Here is an 18,771-nt window from a genome sequence, read left to right as displayed (position 1 = left end):
GTCGGCGAAGCCCCACACGGTGACGTTGACACAGCGGCTCACGGCCAGGCACCGCAGCGGCCGACGATGACGACACGGGCCCGGAAGGCGACGCGCGTCCCTTCCGGATCGTCGCCGTCACCTCCTGTCCCACCGGCATCGCCCACACCTACATGGCGGCCGAGTCCCTGGAGAACGCGGGCCGTGAGGCGGGCGTCGAGCTCGTCGTCGAGACGCAGGGCTCGGCCGGCTTCACCCGGCTCGACCCCGCGGTCATCGCGGCGGCGGACGGCGTGATCTTCGCCCATGACGTCCCCGTCCGCGAGAAGGACCGTTTCGCCGGCAAGCCGACCGTCGACGTCGGCGTGAAGGCGGGCATCAACCGCCCCGCCGACCTCATCGGCGAGGTCCGCGCGAAGGCCGCCCGCGGCGAGGCGACCTCCGGCTCCGCCCCGGCCACGCCGGTCGAGCGTGCCGGGGAGGCCGGCGAGGGCTACGGCACCAAGCTGCGCAAGTGGCTGATGTCCGGCGTGAGCTACATGGTCCCCTTCGTCGCGGCCGGCGGTCTGCTGATCGCCCTCGGTTTCGCGATCGGCGGCTACGAGATCAAGTCGGCGCCCTCGGTGCTGAACCACTTCGTGTGGACCCAGACCGACAGCTGGGCCGCCCTGATGTTCCAGATCGGCGCCGTCTCCTTCGGCTTCCTCGTCCCGGTCCTGGCGGGCTACATCGCCTACGGCATGGCGGACCGGCCCGGTCTGGTCCCCGGCTTCGTGGGCGGCATGATCGCCTCCACCATCAACGCGGGCTTCCTCGGCGGCCTGGTCGCCGGTCTGCTGGCCGGTGGTGTGGTGATGGCGATCCAGAAGATCAACATCCCGGCGGTGCTGCGCGGCATCATGCCGGTGGTGGTGATCCCGCTGATCTCCACGGCGATCGTCGGCTTCCTGATGTTCGTCGTGGTCGGCAAGCCCATCGCCTCCGCCCAGAAGGGCATGACCGACTGGCTGAACGGCCTTTCCGGCTCCAACGCCGTCCTGCTCGGCGCCCTGCTCGGCCTGATGATGTGCTTCGACCTCGGCGGCCCCGTCAACAAGGTCGCGTACACCTTCGCCACCGCCGGTATCGCCGTCTCCAGCCCGAGTGACTCCGCGATGAAGATCATGGCCGCGGTCATGGCGGCCGGCATGGTCCCGCCGCTGGCGATGGCCCTCGCGACCACCGTGCGCGGCAAGCTCTTCACCGAGACCGAGCGCGAGAACGGCAAGGCCGCCTGGGTCCTGGGCGCCTCCTTCATCTCCGAGGGCGCGATCCCGTTCGCCGCGGCCGACCCGCTGCGCGTGATCCCCTCCTCGATGGTCGGCGGTGCGATCACCGGCGCCCTGTCGATGGTCTTCGGCGCCACCCTGCGCGCCCCGCACGGCGGCATCTTCGTGGTCCCGCTGATCGGCAACCCGTTCCTCTACCTGATCGCCATCGCCGCCGGTGTCTGCGTCACCACGGCCCTGGTCGTCGTCCTGAAGGGCATGCGCAAGCCGGCCGGACAGGCCTCGGCGGGCGGCGCCGTCTCCGGCCCGGCCGCCACCGCGAAGGAGGACAGGCAGCCGGTCGCGGCCTGAGTGCCCGGTGCGGGCCGCCCTGCGGGGCCCGCACCCCTCTTGTCCCTTTGATTCGCTGTGAGTTGTTCACGGCACCTGCGAGATACGTCACGGTCCGGGGCCAAAGTCCCGGACCGTGGTGTGTACTGGGGCGTATGCCTGAGCACGTCTCGTCCCTCCAGCTGATCGGCATGGCCGCGCTCACCCTGGCGACCGTGGCCTGGGCGGCCGTCGTGACGCGCCTGCTGCGCCGCAACCGCCGCGAGGCCCTCGCCCGGTACACCGCGGACACCCTGCCCGGCTTCCCGCACCCGCTCAGGCCCAGCCCCTCGCGGGAGGTCGTGGACCTGACCCCGGCCGAACAGGACGCCTTCGCCGGCCTGGTCCGCCGCCTCGGCGGCCGCTGATCCTCCCGCAGGGCCCTAGCCCTGCCGCGCCGCCCGCCGCTCCATCGCGTCCCTGGCCGCGTCCTCCGTCGGGTACACCTCGCACATGTGCCGGCCGTCCGGCGTCGCCGTGTGCTCGACCTCCCACAGGGACAGCTCACGGCCGTCACCCAGCAGGAACGCGTGCTCGTAGAGCGAGAAACTCAGGCCCGCCCGGCCCGTCCGCCCCGGCCGCCCGAACGCCTGGGTGATCTGGTGCGCGAACGCCGTCGCCAGCGCCTGCGCGGTCTCCGTACCCGGCCGGTCCGCGTTCTCCGCACGGCGCAGCAGCCGGCGCGCGTGGTCCGCCGACTCGTCCGGCAGGTACACGTGCCGGGGTTCCGGGACCGGCGCCAGCGTCATCAGCACCGGCAGCTCGAAGTCCGGGGCGTCCGGCGGTAACGGCAGCCGCAGGGTCGCCGCCCGCAACTCCTCCTCGTCGACGTACACCTCGTGCTGCGGTTCGCTGCCCGGCGCGGTGTTGTGCACGAGCTCCCACAGGGTGACCGCCGAGCCGTCGGCGAGCAGCCAGGTGTGCCGGTACGTCTCCCGGTGCAGCCCCGCGCTGTGGTGCGCGGAGTGCAGCGAACTGTCGTGCGCCAGCGCGCAGTCCAGCTGCCTTATGGCCTCGTCCGGCAACTCGAAGGAGTTCAGGGCACGGCCGAGGAGCCGCGCGAGATGCTCCTCCGGAGACTCGGGCGACTCGGCTGGTTCGTACGCTGCCGTCTCGTACGGAACGCTCAAGGTTTCTCCCGGCGTTGCTGCATGTCACCTTGTGGGTGCATACCGTAGCCCCTCGGTCGGACATCATGTCCGGGAACCGAGAAAACGTACGCCGGGAAAACGCGCGGGCCGCGCGAAGTGTTCCCGCGCGGCCCGACGAACCGTCAAAACCTGTCGGTCAGACGGCACTTCCGGCGGTCCACTCGCTCCACGACAGGTTCCACCCGTTGAGCCCGTTGTCGGGCTGCACGGTCTTGTCGGGGGAGTTCTTCACGATCACGACGTCGCCGACGAGCGAGTTGTCGTAGAACCACTTGGCCGTCGTGTCGCCCTGCGCGCCCTGCACGTCCGCCATTCCCACGCAGCCGTGGCTGGTGCCCTCGCGTCCGAACGGCGGGTTGCCCTTGTTGTACCAGTAGTTTCCGTGGATGAACGTCCCCGACGTCGTCAGCCGCATCGCGTGTGGCACGTCCGGGATGTCGTACTCCCCGCCGAGGCCGACCGTCTGGCTGTTCATCCGGGTCTGGGTGAACTTCTCGGAGATCACCATCTGCCCGTTGTACGTCGTGTGCTCGGGGCTGCCCGTGGACACCGGTACCGACTTGAGGAGCTTGCCGTCCCGCATCACCGTCATGGTCTGCGTGTGCGCGTCCACCGTGGAGACCTGCGAACGTCCGACGGTGAAGGTCACCGTCTTCTTCTGCACCCCGTAGACGCCGTTCGCGCCCTCGACCCCGTCCAGGTCGATCTTCATGGTGACCTTGGAACCGGCCTTCCAGTAGTCCTGCGGCCGGAAGTCCAGCCGCTGCGCCCCGAACCAGTGCCCCACCACCTGCTGGCCGCTGCTGGACGTGACCGTGATGTGCGACTGCACGGCCTTCTTCTCGGTGATGACCTTGTCGAAGTCGAACGACACCGGCATCCCCACGCCCACCGTCGTCCCGTTGTCCGGCGTGTAGGTGCCTATGTAGCTGTTCGCCGAGTTGACGGTGGTGAAGATGGAGTTCGCCGCGGCCGTGAGCCCCTTGGAGTCCTTGGCGGTCGCGGATATCTGGTACTTGGTGCCGCGCTCCAGCTGCTCCTTCGGCTTCCAGGTGCTGCCGTCCGCCGAGACGGTGCCGGCCACGGCCTGCCCCGACCCCGCCACCGTCATCTTCACGACGGTCAGCCTGCCGCCGTTGACCCGCACACCGGTCGTGTTGATGGACGCGCCGGTCGAGCCGTCCTTCGCCGAGATCGCGATCTTCGCGGCCGACGTCCTGGCGGCGCTGTCCTGGCCGCCGCCCTTGCTGTCGTCGGTCTGGGCGTCGGCGTTGCCACCGCAGGCGGTGAGCGTGAGGGCGCCGACCATCAGGGCGGCACAGGCCCCCAGTACGCGCCGCGCTGCAATGTCCGGCGTTGTCACGGGCTGCTCCAGGTTCGTGAGGTGGGTGATCCGCTCCAGTGCGTGGAAGAAGAGGCCGCAGGCCCCCGCCGGGGTTCCCGCCGGTGCGCGCTGACGCCATCACGTGACAGAACCAGGACAATCGACAGGAACCCGCAAGGTTGCGGACGGGCACCTCACCGTTCTGCGCGCGCCCCGTACAACTCCTCGTACGACGGCCACGCCCCGCCCGGCCCGTCGACCGGCTCGGCGGCCCGCACCGCCCGCACGATCGCCCGGGTCACCACATCCGCGCCGGCCGCCAGGATCTCGTTGAGCGCGAGAGGGCTCGCGTCGAGCGGACGTGCGCCCGTGGCCAGCGCGAACACCGTGTCCCCGTCGTGCAGCAGGTGCACCGGCCGCACCGCCCGCGCGATCCCGTCGTGTGCCGTCCCGGCCAGCTTCTGGGCCTGCGCCTTGGAGAGTTCGGCATCGGTCGCGACCACGGCAAGGGTGGTGTTCAGCGGCGGGAGCCCGTTCGCGGCGGCGCTCTCGGCGAGCCGCAGCCGCGCGGCCTCCTGCACCCGTTCGCCGGGGTAGTCCACCCGCCCTTGGAACAACTCCCCGTACAACACCCCCGTCTCGGGATCCAGCACCCCGCCGGCGGCGTTCGCCACCACCAGCGCGGCCACCGTGATCCCCGAGGCCAGTACGGCGCTCGCACTGCCCACCCCGCCCTTGAGGACCCCGGCCACGGCACCCGTGCCCGCGCCCACACACCCTTCCCGCACCGGCGCCCCCGGCGCGCTCGCCGCGGCCTCCTCGACCGCCGCCCGCCCCGTCGCCGCGTCCGGCCGGGCCCGGAAGTCGCCGCCGCGCCCCAGGTCGAAGACACAGGCGGCGGGCACCACCGGCACCACGTGCGCCGGATCCGGGCCCACCCGCACCCCGCGCCCCTGCTCCTCCAGCCAGGCCATCACCCCGGACGCCGCGTCGAGCCCGTAGGCGCTGCCGCCCGTGAGCACCACCGCCTCCGCCCGCTGCACCAGGTTGCGCGGGTCGAGCGCGTCCGTCTCCTTGGTGCCCGGGCCGCCGCCGCGCACGTCCACGGCGGTGACCGCGCCGCCCTCCGGAGCGAGGACGACCGTGGTGCCGGTGAGCCAGCCGTCGCCGCTGCGGGTGGCGTGACCCACCCGCACCCCGGCCACGTCCGTCAATGCGTCAACTGTCATGACGGCCAGTCTGGCCCAGCCCGGCCCCCCGGCGGAGAGGTCAGGAGGCGGTGGCGGCGGCGTCCGCAGGGCGCCCGCGGCGTGCCGTGCGCGCCGTCAGGGTCGTGCCCGTGGCCACCGCGGCCGCTGACACGAGGCCCGCCGCCGGTACCGCCCAGCCGCCGAGGAAGGTGCAGCACATCACGAGCAGCGCCGTGACCGGCAGTACCAGCTGCTGGACCATGCCGACCTTGAAGTGCCGCGAGTGCAGGGCCCACACGGTCAGCAGGTACAGCGCGGTCGGCAGGGTGACCGCCGCCGAGGCGGCCGGCGTCGAGATGTGCGCCTTGCCGACCGCGTCCTCCACGGCCACCTCCAGGCCCGCGCCGATCGAGGCCGCCGCCGCGAAGATCAGGTAGTGGCCGTAACCCCACAGGAACGACTGCCTGTTGGAGCGCAGATGGCCGTGGATCGGCACCACGAAGTAGATCCACCACGCCGAGAAGACGATCAGCAGACCGCCCGCCGCGATCGGCAGCAGCTCGGCCAGGGCATCGTGCTCGGCCACCGCCGACTTCACGGCGACCGTCGCCGCCGAGATCGTCTCGCCGAGCACGATGATCGTGAACAGCCCGAAGCGCTCGGCGATGTGGTGCGGGTGCCAGGAGGTGCCGTGGTCCTTCTCGGCGTACACGGGCACGCACAGCTCGACGATCGCCATCACCAGGAACACCCAGGGACGCGCGTGCTCCGGCAGCACCACGAGGCCGACCCAGCCGACCTGGCAGAGCAGCACGCCCCCCGCGTACCGGAGCGCCATGGTCCGCTCCGCCCCCGAGGCCTCCCGCGCGGCCCGCAGCCACTGCGAGGCCAGCGCCAGCCGCATGATCACGTAGCCGATCAGGACCACCGCGAAGTCGTGGTCCGCGAAGGCCCGTGAGACGCCGGCCGCCAGCACCAGCACGCCGGCGATCTGGACCAGGGTGACGACCCGGTAGAGCACGTCGTCGTTGTCGTACGCCGAGGCGAACCAGGTGAAGTTCATCCAGGCCCACCAGATGGCGAAGAACAGCATCGCGTAGTTCAGGACGCCCTCGCCCGCGTGGCCCGCCGCGACCGCGTGCACCAGCTCCGCGCCCGCCTGGGCGATGGCCACGACGAAGCACAGGTCGAAGAAGAGCTCGAGGGGCGAGGAGACCCGGTGGGACTCCCCGCGCCCGCGCGCGGTGAGGCGGCGCAGCGGCCGGATCGGCTGGGGCGCGCCCGGGGAGGCGGGCGCCGGGGTGGAACTCGACGTCATGCCCCACAGCACAGCAGAAAACCGCAGCGTTATCGCGCTCGGGGTCCGGTGACGGCGTTCGCGGAGGCGGCTCGGCCGGGGCGGCAGCGGGTGCGCCGTACCCTTGAGTGATGAGCACCGTCCCCGAGCCAGAGCCGCGCGACCCCAAGGCCGCGCTGATCTTCGACGACCCGCTGGACCGGCAGTCCTCGGACGACACGGACCGCGGCTGGGGCGAGCGCCCGGCGGGCGACTCCGCGGCCGACCTCAAGCGCTTCCTCGACGAGAAGCCGCCCCACCACCTGTGAGCCGGCCCCGGCGAGGCCCTGGTCAGCGCTCCTGACGGCCCGGCGTACCCCGCTGTGCGACCAGCTCGTCGCGGATCTGCTTGAGCACCTCCAGCTCGGTCACCTCGATGACCTCGTGCGTGCCCTCGCGCGCCTTGCGGTGCGCCTCCACGCGGGCCAGGTACTTGGCCATGGGCAGGACCATCAGGAAGTAGACGACCGCCGCGGTGATCACGAAGTTCAGCGCGGATCCGAGGACCGAGCCCCACATGATCTGGATGCCGTGGCTTCCCTGGCACGACGAGCTCAGGCACGAGCTGTAGTTGTCGAGGCTCGTTGTGCCGATCGCCCCGACCAGCGGATTGATGATCCCCTTCACCACCGAGTTGACGATGTTCGTGAAGGCGGCGCCGATGACCACCGCGACTGCCAGATCGACGACGTTGCCGCGCATCAGGAAGGCCTTGAAGCCCTGCCAGACGCTCGGTTCCTTCTTCGCGCTCACCTAGGGGACTCTCCTCGCATGCACAGGGTGTGGAACAAAACGCTCCGCAACCTACGTCAGCATGCGGCCATTGCGCTCTATCCGGTAGCTCGAACGAGCGACTTGACAGGATTTGGCCCAGAAATCTCCCCAGGATGTTCAACACAACGTCACCGCCAGCCGTGCCGTCGCGCTCGCGCCGACCAGCCGGGCCGCGGTGCCGCGCGGAACCGAGAGCACGACCAGCGCCCCGCTCTCCGCACCGCCCTCGACCGGCTCCGGCAGCCCGGTCACGCGGGCCCCGCGCGCGATCACCTCGGCGTCCCCGCCCACCGCGCGGTCCCCGGCGGCGATGACGTCCACCCGGTCGCCGGGGCGCAGCAGCCGCACGGTGGCCGCGTCGGCGATCCGCACCGGCGCCGTCACCATCTCCACCGGCGGGGCGTGCCGTCGTACGGGCTGGGCGGCCGGACGGCCGCGGGTCCGCTCGGCGCGCGGATTGTCCGGGGCGGCGCCGGGCCCGGCGGCGACGAGCGCCGCCGCGGTGACCGCCAGGACGACGGCCGCCGGCACCCCCCTGCGATGCCGCAGCAACTGCGCCGGCCGGTAGCGGCCGCCGCGCACCCGCACCGGTTCGAACTGCGGGACCACGCAGGTGGCGGGGGCGTCCGTGCCCAGCGGGCGCGGAACCCGAAGGGACGGCGGGAGGGCGGAGGACGGGGACACAGAGGGGAACGGGGAGGGGGACGGGAGGACGGTCATGGGGGCACCACCTGCGACGAGGGATCGGCTTGCAAGGCCACGATGGGGCCTCGCGCCGAAACGCGTCGGAGCCGGTGGGCTACCGGCTGGTTGTGGACAACTCCGCCACCCGAACGAGAAGTTCCGTCACGGCAGCCGGAACCCTGGCTTCCGTCACGGCAGCCGGAACCCCGGATCCATCCCGCCGAGTGCGTTCGTGCACAGGCAGTCCCGGGCCGTGTTCTCCGGCAGGGCCGCCACCGCGTCGAACAGCACGCCCCGCAGCCGGTCCACGTTCGCCGCGAACACGCGGAGCACCTCGTCGTGCGAGACGCCCTCGCCGCTCTCCGCGCCCGCGTCCAGATCCGTGACCAGCGTCAACGACGTGTAGCAGAGCTCCAGTTCCCGGGCGAGCGCCGCCTCGGGGTGACCGGTCATGCCCACCACGGACCAGCCCTGCGCCTGGTGCCACAGCGATTCCGCGCGGGTCGAGAAGCGCGGGCCCTCGACCACGACCAGCGTGCCCCCGTCCACCGGCTCCCAGTCCCGGCCCCGGGCCGCCTTCAGCGCCGTGGCGCGCCCGGTGGGGCAGTAGGGGTCGGCCAGGGACACGTGCACCACGTTCGGCACGCTGCCGTCGGGCAGCGGCAGTCCGTCGAAGTACGACTGGGCCCGGGACTTCGTGCGGTCCACCAGCTGGTCCGGCACGAGCAGCGTGCCGGGGCCGTACTCGGGACGCAGGCCGCCCACCGCGCACGGGCCGAGCACCTGGCGCGCCCCGACGGAGCGCAGCGCCCACAGGTTGGCCCGGTAGTTGATGCGGTGCGGCGGCAGGTGGTGGCCTCGTCCGTGGCGGGGCAGGAAGGCGACCCGGCGGCCGGCGACCTCGCCGAGGAAGAGGGAGTCGCTGGGCGGCCCGTAGGGGGTGTCGACCTGGACCTCGGTCACGTCGTCGAGGAACGAGTAGAAGCCCGAACCGCCGATCACGCCGATCTCTGCGTTCACCATGCCCAGCACACTAGTCGCCCGCCGGACCGGGCAGGAGCCGGTGTCCGGGAACGCCTGATTCCCATTCTACGGGGACGCCTCGGACCCCGCCGTCGCTCGACAGCGGGGTCCGAAAGGGGTCCGCAAGGAGGTGCTCAGGCCGCGGAGGTGCTCGCGGAGCCCGACGAGGACGACGTCGAGGACGACGACTTCGACTCGGACGAGCCGGAACCCGAGGACGTCGAGGACGCGGTCTTCGACTCGGACGACGTGGAGCCCGACGCCTTGGACGCGGGGCTGCTGCTCGACGAGGAGCCGCGGCTGTCGTTGCGGTAGAAACCCGAGCCCTTGAAGACAATGCCCACCGCGGAGAACACCTTCTTCAGGCGGCCACCGCAGTTCGGGCACTCGGTCAGGGCGTCGTCGGTGAACTTCTGCACCGCCTCGAGGCCCTCGCCGCACTCGGTGCACTGGTACTGGTAGGTCGGCACTGTCTTCCTCCTGGCACTCTCACTCGATGAGTGCTAACGACGGTCCATAGTGACGTATTCCTGAGGATCAGTCCACCGTCACCGGCTCGCGGTGACCGACGCCACGTGCGACGGTGCGGTTCCGGGGGCGGGTGACCAGCCGTGAGCGCAGCGCCAGCAGGGTCGCCAGGGCGAGCAGCGTGCCGGCCATCGGCACCAGGAACCCGGCGCCGCCCCACAGCCGGTCCTCCAGCTGACCGGCGACCGTGACGGCGGCCGCCTGGCCGAGCGCCACCGCGCCCGTCAGCCAGGTGAACGCCTCGGTGCGGGCGCCGGCCGGGACCAGGCCCTCGACCAGCGTGTAGCCGGTGATCAGGGCGGGCGCGATGCACATGCCGACCAGCAGGCCGAGGCCGGCCAGGACGAGCACCGAGTGGGAGGTCCACAGCGCCGAGGCGGTCAGCGCGAGCGCCGCGTAGCCGAGGACCAGGCGCCGGTGCGGGGCGGCCTGCCAGGCGATCGCGCCACAGACGATGCCCGAGAGCATGTTCCCGGCGGCGAAGGTGCCGTACAGGACGCCGTTCAGGCCGGGCTCGCCGATCGACTCGGTGAACGCCGCGAGGGAGACCTGCATGCCGCCGAAGACGGAGCCGATGCCGAGGAAGGCAACGACGAGCACGCGCACGCCGGGGACGCGGAGCGCGGAGACGTGCCGCACGCGCGCGTGGCCGGCGCCGGTCACCTGCGGCTGGGTGCCCTTCTGGGCGGCGAACAGCAGACCGCCGACCAGCGTCAGCGCGGCCTCGGTGACCAGTCCCGCGGCGGGGGTCACGGTGGTGCACAGGGCGGTCGCGAGGAGGGGACCGAACACGAAGGTGAGCTCGTCGGTGACGGACTCGAAGGCCGCCGCGGTGGACATCAGGGGCGAGTCCTGGAGCGTCACGCCCCAGCGGGCCCGCACCATGGGGCCGACCTGGGGCACCGAGGCGCCGGTCGGCACGGCCGCGGCGAACAGCGCCCACAGGGGCGCGTGCGCCAGGGCGAGCGCGGTCAGGGCGAGACCCGACAGGGCGTGCACGAGGACCCCGGGGAGCAGCACCGCGCGCTGCCCGTGGCGGTCGGCCAGCCGGCCGCTGTAGGGGGCGAAGAGCGCCATGGAGACACCGGTGACCGCCGCGGCGGCGCCCGCGGCGCCGTAGGAGCCGGTGGTGTGCTGCACGAGCAGCACGATGGAGATGGTGAGCATCGCGAACGGCTGGCGCGCCGCGAAACCGGGGAGCAGGAACGTCCAGGCGCCGCGCGTGCGCAGCAGCTGTCCGTAACCCGGGCGGGACGGCGCCGCCGAGGTGTCCGACGGCTCGGTGGTGACCGTGGATGCCACGGCCCGTGCCTTTCTGCCGCCTGGTAGCGCGGCCCCTCCGGACGGGAGGCGGGCGCCGAGAGCTGTCCTCTTGCGCGGAACTGCGGTAGATACCGGCGCGCTGTGCGAGAGCGATCCCGGCCGCCATACGGTCGCGCCAGCTCTGCGTCAGGCAGAGTTGGTTCGATCAGGGTGCTTTCATCGTACAGGGGTCAAGGCCTTGTCCACCTGTGAAAATGCGCACTGCGGGGTCCGTTCACCTGGGATTGGAAGTGGTGTGAACCCCCCGAAACATGCCCTTAACGCGTGCCCAGCCAGCCCGCCAGCTTGCCGCCGTGCCCGACCGCGCGCAGCCGCTGCTCCGCGGCGTCCCGCACCGGGTCGGTGGCGACCACGAGGAGTTCGTCGCCGCGCCGCAGCACCGTCGCGGGCAGGGGGACAAACGATTTTCCTTCGCGGACGACCAGGGTGACGGCGGCCCCGGCGGGCAGCCGCAGCTCGTTGACCTCGACTCCGTGCATCAGGGAGCCCTCGGGGATGGAGACGGACAGCAGATGGCCGCGCAGCCGCTCCAGGGGTGCGGACTCGATGCCGAGGTCGGCAGCCTCCGGGCCCTCGCCGAGCTGCAGCTTGCCGGCCAGCCAGGGCAGGGTCGGCCCCTGGACGAGGGTGTAGACGACGACCAGGACGAAGACGATGTTGAAGATGCGGTGGCTGCTGTCGACGCCGTTCACCATGGGGATCGTCGCCAGGATGATGGGGACGGCGCCGCGCAGTCCGGCCCAGGACATCAGGGTCTGCTCCCCCCAGGGCACCCGGAACGGCGCGAGGCTGGCGATCACGCTCAGCGGCCGCGCCACCATGGTGAGCACCAGCCCGATGACCAGGGCGGGCAGGAAGTCGTCGCCGAGTTCGTGCGGGGTGACCAGCAGGCCCAGCAGGACGAACATGCCGATCTGGGCGATCCAGCCGAGCCCCTCGGCGAACCCCCGGGTGGCGGGCCAGTGCGGCAGCTTGGCGTTGCCGAGCACCATGGAGGCGAGGTAGACGGCGAGGAAGCCGCTGCCGTGCGCCAGTGCGCCGGCCGCGTACGCGGTGACGGCGATGGCCATCACAGCGATCGGGTAGAGGCCGGAGGCGGGCAGGGCGACGTGCCTGAGACCCCAGGAGCCGAGCCAGCCGACCGCGAGGCCCAGGGCCGCGCCGATGGCCAGCTCCATGGCTATCTCGCCCAGCAGGACGTACCAGTGCTCGACCGGTCCGGCGGTGGAGAAGGCGACGACCAGGATGACCACGGGGGCGTCGTTGAAGCCGGACTCGGCCTCCAGGGTGCCCGTCACGCGCGCGGGCAGCGGGATGCGGCGGAGCACCGAGAACACCGCCGCCGCGTCCGTCGAGGACACCACCGCCCCGATGATGAGCGCCTGCCGCCATTCCAGACCGACCAGGTAGTGCGCGCCCGCCGCGGTGACGCCGACGCTCACCCCGACCCCGGCCAGGGCCAGCATGGTGGCGGACGCGAGGACGGGTTCGACCTCCTTCCACTTCGTGCCGAGGCCGCCCTCGGCCAGGATCACGACCAGGGCCGCGTATCCGATGACCTGGGTGAGTTCGGCATTGCTGAAGTGGATGTTCCCGATGCCGTCCTGGCCCATCAGGACGCCGATGCCCAGGTACACGAGCAGGCTGGGGAGCCCGCTGCGCGAGGAGATCCGGACGGCCGCGACGGCGACCAGCAGGACCAGGGAGCAGACGAGCAGGAGCTGGTTGAGATGGTGGACAGTCAGCGGCGGTTCCCTTCCTTGGCTCGCGCGCGGGCGGCGCGGAAGCTCACGTGCACAGGACCCGAGGGTGCGGTACGCCGCACCCAAGTACTTCGTTACCTTACCTAACTCTTGACGCTTTCTTGACGCTTCCCGAGGCAAGATCGAACGCCCGTGCCCGCCGGTACCCGACTCCGCGTCAAGTGGTGACAGGCCCTGCGCCTATGGTTGCTCCAGCGCTCAGTCAAAAGCACATGCCCGCCTGCCGCTCGCGTTAGGACAGCAAGGACAGCGATGCCCCCCAACACCACCGCCACATCGGGTGACAAGCCCGGCAAGACCGGCAGGAAGAAGGGGCGCAAAGCCCGTCTGGTCGTTCTGGTGCTCGTCCTGGCCGTCATCGGAGGCATCGCCTTTGGGGCCTACTGGTCGATCAGCACCGTCCGTGCGTCCTTCCCGCAGACCAAGGGTTCGATCACGCTCGAAGGCCTCTCCGGGCCCGTCACCGTGAAGCGCGACGGCAACGGCATCCCGCAGATCTACGCCTCGACCGACGCCGACCTGTTCATGGCCCAGGGCTACGTCCAGGCGCAGGACCGGTTCTACGAGATGGACGTGCGCCGCCACATGACGTCCGGGCGGCTGTCGGAGATGTTCGGCAAGGGCCAGGTGAAGAACGACGAATTCCTGCGCACCCTGGGCTGGGACCGGGTCGCGAAGCAGGAGTACGACACCAAGCTGTCGGCCGCCACGAAGAAATACCTCCAGGCGTACTCCAAGGGGGTCAACGCCTACCTGGCCGGCAAGGACGGCAAGGACATCTCCCTGGAGTACGCGGCCCTCGGCTTCGTAAACGACTACAAGCCCGAGCAGTGGACCCCGGTCGACTCGGTCTCCTGGCTGAAGGCGATGGCCTGGGACCTGCGCGGCAACATGCAGGACGAGATCGACCGCGCCCTGATGACCAGCCGCCTCGACCCGCAGCAGATCAAGGACCTCTACCCGGACTACCCGTACAGCCGCAACAAGGCGATCGTCCAGGAGGGGCAGTACGACGACGTCACCCGGACGTTCCGGCAGAGCGGCGCCACGAGCGGCTCAGGGACCCCGACGGGCACCGGCACGACCACGACCTCGTCGTCCGCCGGTTCGGCGCTCACGAGCCAGCTGGCGGGCCTCTACAACGTCCTGGACGACGTCCCCACGGCCGTCGGTGTGAACGGCCAGGGCATCGGCTCCAACTCCTGGGTCGTCGGCGGCCAGTACACCATCAGCGGCAAGCCGCTGCTCGCCAACGACCCGCACCTGTCGGCCTCGCTGCCGTCCGTCTGGTACCAGATGGGCCTGCACTGCACCACGGTCTCCAGCAAGTGCCAGTACGACGTCACGGGCTACACCTTCGCCGGTATGCCCGGAGTGATAATCGGCCACAACGCGGACATCGCCTGGGGCATGACCAACTCCGGTGTCGACGTCACCGACCTCTACCTGGAGAAGCTCTCCGGCGACGGCTACCTCTACAACGGCAAGACCAAGCCGTTCACCACGCGTGAGGAGACCATCAAGGTCGCCGGCGGCGCGTCCAAGAAGATCGTCGTACGCCAGACCGCCGACGGCATGCCCCTGCTGTCCGACCGCGACGACGAACTCGTCCAGGTCGGCAAGAGGGCCACCGTCAACACCGCCGCACCCGACCGCGGCGACGGCTACGGCATCGCCCTGAGGTGGACCGCGCTGGACCCCGGCACCACCATGGACGCCGTCTTCGCCCTCGACAAGGCGACCGACTGGAGCGGGTTCCGGGACGCGGCCGCCCAGTTCGACGTGCCCTCGCAGAACCTGATCTACGCCGACACCAAGAACGACATCGGCTACACCCTGCCGGGCCGGATCCCCACGCGGTCCTCGGTGGACGACGGCTCCATCCCCGCCCCGGGCTGGGACTCCAAGTACAAGTGGACCGGGTTCATCAAGCAGGACGAACTGCCCTACGAGTACAACCCGAAGCGCGGCTACATCGTCACCGCCAACCAGGCCGTGATCGACAAGGGCAAGTACCCCTACACACTCACCACGGACTGGGGCTACGGCACCCGCAGCCAGCGCATCACCGACCTGATCGAGTCGAAGATCAAGGACGGCGGCAAGATCTCCACCGACGACATGCGCCAGATGCAGCTGGACAACAGCAGTGAGATCGCCAAGCTGCTGGTGCCCAAGTTGCTGAAGATCAACCTCGACGACAAGAACGTGCGCGAGGCCCAGAAGCTGCTCGAGGGCTGGGACTACACCCAGGACTCCGACTCCGCGGCCGCCGCCTACTTCAACTCGGTCTGGCGCAACATCCTCAAGCTCGCCTTCGGCAACAAGCTGCCCAAGGAACTGCGGGTCAAGGGTCAGTGCCTGTGGGTCGACAAGATCGACAGCACCGGACCGGTCGACGACGACACCAAGGTGCGCGAGTGCGGCGAGCGCGACGCCGACCAGGCCCAGCCGGACGGCGGCGACCGCTGGTTCGAGGTGGTCCGCAACCTCATGAACCAGCCCGACAGCGCCTGGTGGAAGACGCCGGCCGGCGTGGGCCACCGCCCCAAGGCCGACAACATGAACGAGCTGTTCGCGCGCGCCATGATCGACGCCCGCTGGGAGCTGACCGCCAAGCTCGGCAAGGACATCGACACCTGGAGCTGGGGCCGGCTGCACCGGCTGTTCCTGAAGAACCAGACCCTGGGCACCGACGGCCCGAGCGTCGTCCAGTACATCCTCAACCGCGGCCCCTGGAAGCTCAGCGGCGGCGAGGCCACGGTCAACGCGACCGGCTGGAACGCGGCCGGCGGCTACGGCGTCGTCTGGGTCCCGTCCATGCGGATGGTCGTCAACCTCGACGACCTCGACAAATCCAAGTGGATCAACCTGACGGGGGCCTCCGGCCACGCCTTCAGCGCCCACTACACCGACCAGACGGGCAAGTGGGCCGCCGGCGAGCTGCTCCCGTGGTCGTTCTCGGACAAGGCGGTCGACAAGAGCACCAGCGACACGCTCGTCCTCAAGCCGTGAGCGGCTGACCGCACACCGCCGAAGCGGCCCGCCACGCACGCGTGGCGGGCCGCTTCGTGTCAGTGCGCTCACGCGAACCGGCGCACCCCCGACGGCGTCACCACCGCCTGCACCGGCCGGTCGTGCGCCTCCGCGGGCACGTGCCCGACGACCTCCGTGCCGTAGAGCAGCACCACGAGCGCGGGCCGCGCGCCCGCGCGTTCCAGCCGGGCCAGCACACGGTCGTACGACCCGCCGCCGCGCCCCAGCCGCATCCCGCGCGCGTCCACCGCCAGTCCCGGCAGCAGCACCGCGTCCGCGCGGAGCAGCGCGTCCGGCCCGAGGCGTTCACCCGAGGGTTCCAACAGGGCCATTTTCCCGCCATGTCGGACGAGAGCCAGGGAGTCCTCCCCGGCGTAGGCGCCCCAGTCCAGGTCGTTGTCGGGCAGCAGTACGGGGAGCAGGACGCGCACACCCCGCGCGAGCAGCGCGTTCAGCAGGGGGAGGGTGCCCGGTTCGTTCCCGACGGAGACGTAGGCCGCGACGGTTTGCGCGCCCGCCAGCTCGGGCAGCTCCAGTGCGTGTGCGGCCAGGGCGTCGGCCGCCTCCCTGACGACATCCGCCGTCAACCTGTTCCTCACTCCGAGGAAGTTCCGCCGCAATGTCGGCTTGTCACTCTCGGCCTCGGGTCCACCGTGCTCCACTGGTCGTTCCCGCACCCTTCTTAATCAGGTCATATGCGTGCCAATTGCCCGGAGGCTCAGATTCTCCGCAAAGGCACCGGATAAGGTTGCGGACATGACTCAGTCGCACCCCAGGATCAGCAAGGCTGTCATTCCCGCGGCAGGCCTCGGCACCCGGTTCCTGCCGGCCACCAAGGCCACTCCCAAGGAGATGCTGCCGGTCGTCGACAAGCCGGCGATCCAGTACGTGGTCGAGGAGGCCGTGTCCGCGGGGCTCGACGACGTCCTCATGATCACCGGACGCAACAAGCGTCCCCTGGAGGACCACTTCGACCGCAACTACGAGTTGGAGTCGGCCCTCCAGAAGAAGGGCGACGCCCACCGGCTCGCCAAGGTGCAGGAGTCCAGCGACCTGGCCACGATGCACTACGTGCGCCAGGGCGACCCCAGGGGCCTCGGCCACGCCGTGCTGTGCGCGGCCCCGCACGTCGGCCACGAGCCCTTCGCCGTGCTGCTCGGCGACGACCTGATCGACCCCCGCGACCCGCTGCTCCAGCGCATGATCGAGATCCAGGAGCGGCACGGCGGCAGCGTGATCGCGCTCATGGAGGTCGCTCCCGAGCAGATCCACCTCTACGGCTCCGCGGCCGTCGAGGCCACCACCGACGGCGACGTCGTCAAGGTGACGGGACTGGTCGAGAAGCCGGACGCGGCGGACGCCCCGTCCACCTACGCGGTCATCGGCCGGTACGTGCTCGACCCGCACATCTTCGACATACTGCGGCGCACCGAGCCGGGCCGCGGCGGCGAGATCCAGCTCACCGACGCCCTCCAGCAGCTCGCCCAGGACGAAAAGGCCGGCGGACCGGTGCACGGCGTCGTCTTCAAGGGCCGGCGTTACGACACCGGCGACCGCGGCGACTATCTGCGTGCCATTGTCAGACTCGCGTGCGAACGTGAAGACCTGGGCCCGGACTTCCGGGCCTGGCTTCGCAGTTACGTAGCCGAGGAGATGCAGCAGAGTTGAGCAGCGCCGCGACCCGCCCCGCCGGCCCGGACCGCCTGTGGTCGGTGGACGAGCACCTGGAGGACATCCTCTCGACCGTCCGCCCCCTGGACCCCATCGAGCTGCAACTCCTCGACGCGCAGGGCTGTGTCCTGGTCGACGACGTCATGGTGCCGGTCTCGCTGCCGCCGTTCGACAACAGCTCCATGGACGGGTACGCGGTACGGGTCACGGACGTGGCGGGCGCGAGCGAGGAGTTCCCGGCCGTCCTGGAGGTCGTCGGGGACGTCGCGGCGGGCGCGGCCGAACTGACCGCCGTCGGCCCCGGCCAGGCGGCCCGCATCATGACCGGCGCCCCGCTGCCGCCCGGCGCGGAGGCCGTCGTCCCCGTGGAGTGGACCGACGGCGGGCTCGGCGAGGGACCGGTCACCGGGATGCGAGCGAGCAGCCTCGCGCCCGAGGGCGCCCGGGGGCACGTGCGCGTGCACCGGCCGGCCGAGGCACGCGCGCACGTGCGCGCGAAGAGCAGCGACGTGAAGGCGGGCGACCTCGCCCTGGAGGCCGGCACCGTGCTCGGCCCGCCGCAGATCGCCCTGCTCGCCGCGGTCGGCCGCGGCACGGTGCGGGTGCGCCCGCGCCCGCGCGTGGTCGTCGTGTCCACCGGCAGCGAACTCGTCCAGCCCGGCGAGGAACTGGGCAGCGGCCAGATCTACGACTCCAACAGCTTCGCCCTCACCGCCGCCGCCCGGGACGCCGGTGCCATCGCCTACCGGGTGGGCGCCGTCGTGGACGACGCCGAGACGCTGCGCTCCACCATCGAGGACCAGCTCGTCCGCGCCGACCTGATGGTCACCACCGGCGGGGTGAGCGTGGGGGCGTACGACGTCGTCAAGGAGGCGCTGGCACACGTCGCCGACGAGGACGAGGCGGGTGGCGGCATCGACTTCCGCAAGCTCGCCATGCAGCCCGGCAAGCCCCAGGGCTTCGGCTCCATCGGCCCCGAGCACACCCCGCTGCTGGCCCTGCCCGGCAACCCCGTGTCGTCGTACGTCTCCTTCGAGCTGTTCGTCCGGCCCGTCATCCGCACCCTGATGGGACTGCCCGACGTCCACCGCCCCCGCGCCAAGGCGACGCTCAGGGCGGGCAAGGCGCTGAGCTCCCCGAAGGGACGCAGGCAGTTCCTGCGCGGGGCGTACGCGGACGGCGAGGTCACCGCTGTGGGCGGGGCCGGCTCGCACCTGGTCGCGGCACTGGCACACGCCGACGCTCTGATCGTCGTACCGGAGGACGTGGAAACCGTCGAGCCGGGCACCGAGGTCGAGGTCGTCCTGCTCGGTTAGCCCGGTGGGCGGTGCTGCCCGGCGGGCGGTCCTGCC

Annotated in this window: 16 protein-coding genes and 1 pseudogene; 6 read left to right on the top strand and 11 right to left on the bottom strand. The window is 71.1% G+C overall.

Translation table 11 applies throughout. From position 1 onward, the window contains the following. Positions 1 to 95: 95 nt before the first annotated feature. Both ABZ646_RS00335 and ABZ646_RS00330 read left to right on the top strand, forming a co-directional pair. Positions 96 to 1,598: pseudogene (locus tag ABZ646_RS00335) on the top strand (fructose-specific PTS transporter subunit EIIC); the annotation flags it as partial. Positions 1,599 to 1,732: 134 nt separating this feature from the next. Next, a complete protein-coding gene (locus tag ABZ646_RS00330) occupies positions 1,733 to 1,984 on the top strand; it encodes a hypothetical protein (protein WP_360511351.1) in 252 nt (83 codons plus the stop codon). A gap of 15 nt (positions 1,985 to 1,999) precedes the next feature. Here the strand turns inward: ABZ646_RS00330 and ABZ646_RS00325 are convergent, their stop codons facing one another. From ABZ646_RS00325 to ABZ646_RS00310, 4 genes are all read right to left on the bottom strand, one after another. Continuing rightward, positions 2,000 to 2,746 carry a DUF6227 family protein gene (locus ABZ646_RS00325; protein ID WP_360511349.1) on the bottom strand — a complete coding sequence of 249 codons (747 nt, stop codon included), beginning with the start codon at positions 2,744 to 2,746 and terminating at the stop codon, positions 2,000 to 2,002. Positions 2,747 to 2,903: 157 nt separating this feature from the next. Further along, on the bottom strand, positions 2,904 to 4,130 hold the full coding sequence (locus tag ABZ646_RS00320) for an Ig-like domain-containing protein (RefSeq protein ID WP_360511347.1): 1,227 nt from the start codon (positions 4,128 to 4,130) through the stop codon (positions 2,904 to 2,906). A gap of 155 nt (positions 4,131 to 4,285) precedes the next feature. Further along, complete coding sequence (locus ABZ646_RS00315; protein WP_360511345.1) at positions 4,286 to 5,320, bottom strand: P1 family peptidase; 1,035 nt, start codon at positions 5,318 to 5,320, stop codon at positions 4,286 to 4,288. A 40-nt stretch (positions 5,321 to 5,360) separates the two neighbouring features. Further along, entirely contained in the window at positions 5,361 to 6,599 is a 1,239-nt protein-coding gene (locus tag ABZ646_RS00310; protein WP_360511343.1) for a low temperature requirement protein A, read from the bottom strand. Between the two features lie 110 nt (positions 6,600 to 6,709). On the opposite strand from ABZ646_RS00310, the gene ABZ646_RS00305 reads away from it, so the two are divergent. Continuing rightward, a complete protein-coding gene (locus ABZ646_RS00305) occupies positions 6,710 to 6,886 on the top strand; it encodes a hypothetical protein (RefSeq protein WP_360511341.1) in 177 nt (58 codons plus the stop codon). A gap of 22 nt (positions 6,887 to 6,908) precedes the next feature. Here ABZ646_RS00305 and mscL read toward each other — a convergent pair whose 3' ends face one another. The 6 genes from mscL to ABZ646_RS00275 form a co-directional block, all read right to left on the bottom strand. Then, on the bottom strand, positions 6,909 to 7,370 hold the full coding sequence (gene mscL, locus ABZ646_RS00300) for a large conductance mechanosensitive channel protein MscL (protein ID WP_360511339.1): 462 nt from the start codon (positions 7,368 to 7,370) through the stop codon (positions 6,909 to 6,911). 138 nt (positions 7,371 to 7,508) lie between these two features. Then, positions 7,509 to 8,111, bottom strand: coding sequence for a hypothetical protein (locus ABZ646_RS00295; RefSeq protein ID WP_360511337.1), 603 nt, complete (start codon positions 8,109 to 8,111; stop codon positions 7,509 to 7,511). 153 nt (positions 8,112 to 8,264) lie between these two features. Beyond that, positions 8,265 to 9,098, bottom strand: a complete 834-nt coding sequence (locus tag ABZ646_RS00290; protein WP_360511335.1) for an S-methyl-5'-thioadenosine phosphorylase — start codon at positions 9,096 to 9,098, stop codon at positions 8,265 to 8,267. 134 nt (positions 9,099 to 9,232) lie between these two features. Then, the gene (locus ABZ646_RS00285) at positions 9,233 to 9,568 is read right to left on the bottom strand and encodes an FmdB family zinc ribbon protein (RefSeq protein WP_360511333.1); all 336 of its coding nucleotides are present in this window, start codon (positions 9,566 to 9,568) and stop codon (positions 9,233 to 9,235) included. 67 nt (positions 9,569 to 9,635) lie between these two features. Further along, positions 9,636 to 10,928 carry an MFS transporter gene (locus ABZ646_RS00280; RefSeq protein ID WP_360511331.1) on the bottom strand — a complete coding sequence of 431 codons (1,293 nt, stop codon included), beginning with the start codon at positions 10,926 to 10,928 and terminating at the stop codon, positions 9,636 to 9,638. 278 nt (positions 10,929 to 11,206) lie between these two features. Further along, on the bottom strand, positions 11,207 to 12,694 hold the full coding sequence (locus tag ABZ646_RS00275; protein WP_360511363.1) for a potassium/proton antiporter: 1,488 nt from the start codon (positions 12,692 to 12,694) through the stop codon (positions 11,207 to 11,209). 270 nt (positions 12,695 to 12,964) lie between these two features. On the opposite strand from ABZ646_RS00275, the gene ABZ646_RS00270 reads away from it, so the two are divergent. Further along, a complete protein-coding gene (locus ABZ646_RS00270) occupies positions 12,965 to 15,727 on the top strand; it encodes a penicillin acylase family protein (RefSeq protein WP_360511330.1) in 2,763 nt (920 codons plus the stop codon). 68 nt (positions 15,728 to 15,795) lie between these two features. Here ABZ646_RS00270 and ABZ646_RS00265 read toward each other — a convergent pair whose 3' ends face one another. Next, the gene (locus tag ABZ646_RS00265) at positions 15,796 to 16,410 is read right to left on the bottom strand and encodes a 5-formyltetrahydrofolate cyclo-ligase (protein ID WP_360511329.1); all 615 of its coding nucleotides are present in this window, start codon (positions 16,408 to 16,410) and stop codon (positions 15,796 to 15,798) included. A gap of 94 nt (positions 16,411 to 16,504) precedes the next feature. On the opposite strand from ABZ646_RS00265, the gene galU reads away from it, so the two are divergent. After that, positions 16,505 to 17,416 carry a UTP--glucose-1-phosphate uridylyltransferase GalU gene (gene galU, locus ABZ646_RS00260; protein WP_360511328.1) on the top strand — a complete coding sequence of 304 codons (912 nt, stop codon included), beginning with the start codon at positions 16,505 to 16,507 and terminating at the stop codon, positions 17,414 to 17,416. After that, positions 17,413 to 18,735: a gephyrin-like molybdotransferase Glp gene (gene glp, locus ABZ646_RS00255; RefSeq protein WP_360511327.1), complete on the top strand. Its 1,323-nt coding sequence runs from the start codon at positions 17,413 to 17,415 to the stop codon at positions 18,733 to 18,735. Before galU ends, glp begins: the two co-directional genes overlap by 4 nt. Positions 18,736 to 18,771 lie beyond the last annotated feature (36 nt).

The sequence above is a fragment of the Streptomyces sp. NPDC007162 genome, from assembly GCF_040634175.1.
Taxonomy (GTDB): Bacteria; Actinomycetota; Actinomycetes; order Streptomycetales; family Streptomycetaceae; genus Streptomyces.
This window is presented reverse-complemented; position numbering and strand designations above follow the sequence as displayed.

Excerpts from the sequence above, each read along its gene's own strand:
- ABZ646_RS00310 (WP_360511343.1), bottom strand. The coding sequence starts at position 6,599 with ATGACGTCGAGTTCCACCCCGGCGCCCGCCTCCCCGGGCGCGCCCCAG.
- ABZ646_RS00330 (WP_360511351.1), top strand. The coding sequence starts at position 1,733 with ATGCCTGAGCACGTCTCGTCCCTCCAGCTGATCGGCATGGCCGCGCTC.
- ABZ646_RS00315 (WP_360511345.1), bottom strand. The coding sequence starts at position 5,320 with ATGACAGTTGACGCATTGACGGACGTGGCCGGGGTGCGGGTGGGTCAC.
- ABZ646_RS00295 (WP_360511337.1), bottom strand. The coding sequence starts at position 8,111 with ATGACCGTCCTCCCGTCCCCCTCCCCGTTCCCCTCTGTGTCCCCGTCC.
- ABZ646_RS00305 (WP_360511341.1), top strand. The coding sequence starts at position 6,710 with ATGAGCACCGTCCCCGAGCCAGAGCCGCGCGACCCCAAGGCCGCGCTG.
- galU (WP_360511328.1), top strand. The coding sequence starts at position 16,505 with ATGACTCAGTCGCACCCCAGGATCAGCAAGGCTGTCATTCCCGCGGCA.
- ABZ646_RS00290 (WP_360511335.1), bottom strand. The coding sequence starts at position 9,098 with ATGGTGAACGCAGAGATCGGCGTGATCGGCGGTTCGGGCTTCTACTCG.
- ABZ646_RS00270 (WP_360511330.1), top strand. The coding sequence starts at position 12,965 with ATGCCCCCCAACACCACCGCCACATCGGGTGACAAGCCCGGCAAGACC.